Origin of the sequence: Solemya elarraichensis gill symbiont, assembly GCF_002021095.1 — a bacterium.
Lineage (GTDB): Bacteria > Pseudomonadota > Gammaproteobacteria > Chromatiales > Chromatiaceae.
The window spans coordinates 1-3,367 of record NZ_MPRK01000193.1 but is presented as its reverse complement, the minus strand read 5'-3'; the positions used below and the strand labels follow the sequence as shown (position 1 = coordinate 3,367).

The 3,367-nt window shown below is 47.9% G+C and carries 5 protein-coding genes; 4 read left to right on the top strand and 1 reads right to left on the bottom strand.

Annotated features, from left to right (window positions below; genetic code table 11):
• The 4 genes from truD to BOW51_RS08805 form a co-directional block, all read left to right on the top strand.
• Positions 1–264 (top strand): tRNA pseudouridine(13) synthase TruD (truD, locus tag BOW51_RS08820; protein ID WP_135568188.1); only part of this gene is annotated, 264 nt, incomplete at its 5' end.
• A 313-nt stretch (positions 265–577) separates the two neighbouring features.
• A complete protein-coding gene (locus tag BOW51_RS08815) occupies positions 578–1,036 on the top strand; it encodes a hypothetical protein (RefSeq protein ID WP_078477404.1) in 459 nt (152 codons plus the stop codon).
• 172 nt (positions 1,037–1,208) lie between these two features.
• Positions 1,209–1,544, top strand: a complete 336-nt coding sequence (locus BOW51_RS08810) for a hypothetical protein (RefSeq protein ID WP_135568187.1) — start codon at positions 1,209–1,211, stop codon at positions 1,542–1,544.
• Positions 1,545–1,751: 207 nt separating this feature from the next.
• Positions 1,752–2,084 carry a YegP family protein gene (locus BOW51_RS08805; RefSeq protein WP_078477402.1) on the top strand — a complete coding sequence of 111 codons (333 nt, stop codon included), beginning with the start codon at positions 1,752–1,754 and terminating at the stop codon, positions 2,082–2,084.
• Between the two features lie 91 nt (positions 2,085–2,175).
• Here BOW51_RS08805 and BOW51_RS08800 read toward each other — a convergent pair.
• A partial coding sequence (locus tag BOW51_RS08800; RefSeq protein ID WP_078477401.1) for a dihydrolipoyl dehydrogenase occupies positions 2,176–3,367 on the bottom strand: 1,192 nt, incomplete at its 5' end.

The window sequence follows — 3,367 nt, the reverse complement described above, 5'->3', positions numbered from 1 at the left end:
ATCAACCTGACCGGCTGCCTGTGTGGAAAGGCCGCCCGAATCATGCCCGTTGCCGATGCTGCGGACTTCGAGCAGCAGGCGCTGGCCGATTACGCTTTCTGGATCAAGGGATTACAGCGCTGCAAGGTCGACGCTGATCGGCGTTCACTGCGCACGACAGTAAACGACTTGCAGTGGGAGTTTCAGGGTGACATGCTATTACTCAGCTTCTCACTACCCAAAGGCAGTTATGCAACTGCACTGACAAAAGAGTTAATCAGATGAACAGAAAGAATCTTGCACGCCTCCTGATGCTCTTCGCAGCTAGCATAGTTCTAAATGCCTGCGCAGCGCGTGTGATTCACCGCGACACTTCCACACATCCTCGCATTGAGAGCGAGGTTTCAGTCTCAACAACTGGCAGAGCATCAGCCGGGTTATCTTTTAACCTGTTCTGATCCCACAAACGACATCCTTGTAGGAAAATTCCTACAAAAAAATCAGTTTTTTCCTGCATACGTTCCCTTCAAGACACTCTATAGTTACACCTAATCAGCAAGATTAGTGCGACTGAAGTAGCAACAACAGGGAGTGTTGAATGGCAAGGAAATACCTCGGCATCATATCCGTAACCGGCCTGGTTGCAGTGATTGCATTCGGAACCTACTGGTTCGCAGAGCAGAACCGCGTCTACCAGGACCAGCGTTCCGTCATCATTGAGCTCAATCCCACGGAAGCTCACGCGCCAAACACAACTGACGATGCAGACCTGGGCGAAGAGGTCGCCACATCAGAAGTCACCGAACAGGAAAACCCGTCCGCAGCTCCACCCTCAGAAACACTGAAACTCAAGGAAACACTGAAAGAGTACGCAGCAACTCGCGAGCAGGAGCCTGAGAAAATCAGCGGCTTAAGGAAAAAGCTCGACACAATAAAGCAATCAGGCGAAATAGAGACAACTCAAAACACACCTGAATCAAACCCGGATGAACGTCTATCGGGTCTGAACGAACGCATAGAGGCGCTCAAGCAGTACATCAATAGCAAAGAAAACTAAGCGAATTGGATTCGCCAAATATAACTAAATAAAATACGTACAATATTTTAATTTTACCTATCGTCGAACGGGCACATTATGGGAAGGGCGATATAAAGCAACCCTACTTGATTCCGAAGCCTATCTTCTCACTTGCTATCGTTATATTGAATTAAATCCTGTGCGGGCAGGCATGGTGAAACATCCCGGTCTGTATCCCTGGTCGAGTTATCGAAGCAACGCATTCGGTGAAAAGCAGTCTGGCGTAACACCACATCGACTCTATATGCGCCTGGGAAAAGACGAGGCTGATCGAAATGCGGCATATCGTCAACTCTTCAACAAGAATATCCCTTCACAAACACTGGATACGATCAGGCAGTCAACAAATAAAGAGTGGGTATTGGGCAATGATTGTTTTAAGGGGCGTATTGAAGAATTGACAAAACGTCAGGCAGAACCAAAAGGAAGAGGAGGGGATAGGCGTTCCAAGGAATATCAACAATCGAAAGGAATCAATCGTGTCTGACCCCATTGGTCCAGCTTGATGACATGTTCATTCGTTGCTACGAAAGTTCTGTTAGCAATGCACTGACCAAACTAAACATGGGTATGATTCAGTAATCAACTATGCCGGAATAGTGCATAGCTTATAGCTGTCTGCTTTCAATAACCAAGCGAGTTAGTCTATACTCATTTTGATTCAGAACAGAAGTGAACAAAAGAGGAGATCAACATGGCAGGTAAATTCGAAATTTATAAAGATAGAAAAGGTGAATTCCGTTTCCGTCTCAAGGCATCAAACGGACAAATTATTCTTGCATCGCAAGGCTATAAAACCAAGCAGTCATGCAAAGCCGGAATCGCATCTGTGATGAAAAATGCCCTGTCCGAAAAGAACTTTGAGAAGAAGGCATCAAAGCGTGGTTGCAGCTTCACCATGATCTCCCGAAACAAGCAGGCTATAGGCACAAGCCAGACTTACAAGTCAGAAGCATCACGTAATAATGGTATTGCATCAGTTGGGCGAAATGCTACAGATGCAACCATCGTAGACACTACCGTGTGATTTATACCTGCTTCCAGCAGGCCATTTAAATTTCCGCGTGACAAACGATGATGGGGGTCAGGGTAGACAATACCCTGGCCCCCATTTTAGTTCAGACCTCTACAAGTTCAGTAACAGGCGTATCGTTTTTCATATCAACCTTGGCGTACAGATCGTAAAGGGCCGCCTGTAATGCCTCTTCGATAACCGGATGGTAGAAGGGCATCTGCAGCATCTCACCAACTGTCATTTCTTGCTGAATCGACCAGGCCAACAGGTGAGCGAGATTCTCACCCTTGACGCTGATCATCTCGGAACCGAGTAACTTACCGGATGCTTTATCGGCATAGACACGAATCAAGCCCTTGTTTTTCGCCATGATCATTGCACGGCCAACCGGTGCAAGTGGTATCTCCCCAATTGCCGAGCTCTCTTTATCCAGTTGATCATAACGAAGGCCAACCTGGCAGATATTTGGATCGCTGAATGCGATATTGAGCAACGTGTTGCGCTTGAAAGCGGCAGGCGTCTCCTGGGTTGCATTGTATCCGGCAACTCGTCCGTCGTGTCCCGCTTCGTGAAGCAGTGGCCTATCACCATTGACATCACCGGCAATAAATATGTGTGAGTCGCCAACCTGCATGGTGTTCTCGTTATAGAGAGGGGCACCACGATCATCAAGAGGAATACCAGCAGCTTCGAGGTTGAGCGAATCAAGATTGGGCTTGCGGCCAATCGAAAGCAGAACCGAATCAACCGTAACCTGTGTATCGCCTGATGTGACCAGCAGCTTGCCATCATCCGCTTCATCGATTTCAACCGCTGTACCGAGATGCATGGGTATCTCTTTAGCGAGGATATCGATCGCAACTTTTGCAACATCCGGATCGCTAATCCCGCCGATCGTGTTTGCCATGTCAAAACCTGTGACATCGACACCGATACGCGCAAGCGACTGCCCGAGTTCAAGGCCAATCACGCCAAGACCGATAACGGCGACGGAGGAGGGCAGTTCTTCCTGTTCAAAAAAGTTATCCGTTGTCAGGACACGATCGCCAAACTGTTTCCATTGCTCTGGAACAACTGGTGACGAACCGGTGGCGATGATGATTTTGTCAGCGCGAATTTTCTGACCGTCATCTATCTCAAGCAGGTTTGGATCGACAAACTGTGCATAGCCCTCGATGAAGACCTCATCACTCATATTGTCTGTGCTGTTGGAAAGGACGCGATCAACGAAGTTGTCACGCATGTGCTGCACATACTCCATCGCTTCTTCTTGGTCGATAGTGAGGTGTTCCATA

What these genes read in the sequence shown, in the direction of transcription:
- BOW51_RS08815 (WP_078477404.1), top strand. Translation starts at nt 578, where the DNA reads ATGGCAAGGAAATACCTCGGCATCATATCCGTAACCGGCCTGGTTGCA.
- BOW51_RS08810 (WP_135568187.1), top strand. Translation starts at nt 1,209, where the DNA reads ATGGTGAAACATCCCGGTCTGTATCCCTGGTCGAGTTATCGAAGCAAC.
- BOW51_RS08805 (WP_078477402.1), top strand. Translation starts at nt 1,752, where the DNA reads ATGGCAGGTAAATTCGAAATTTATAAAGATAGAAAAGGTGAATTCCGT.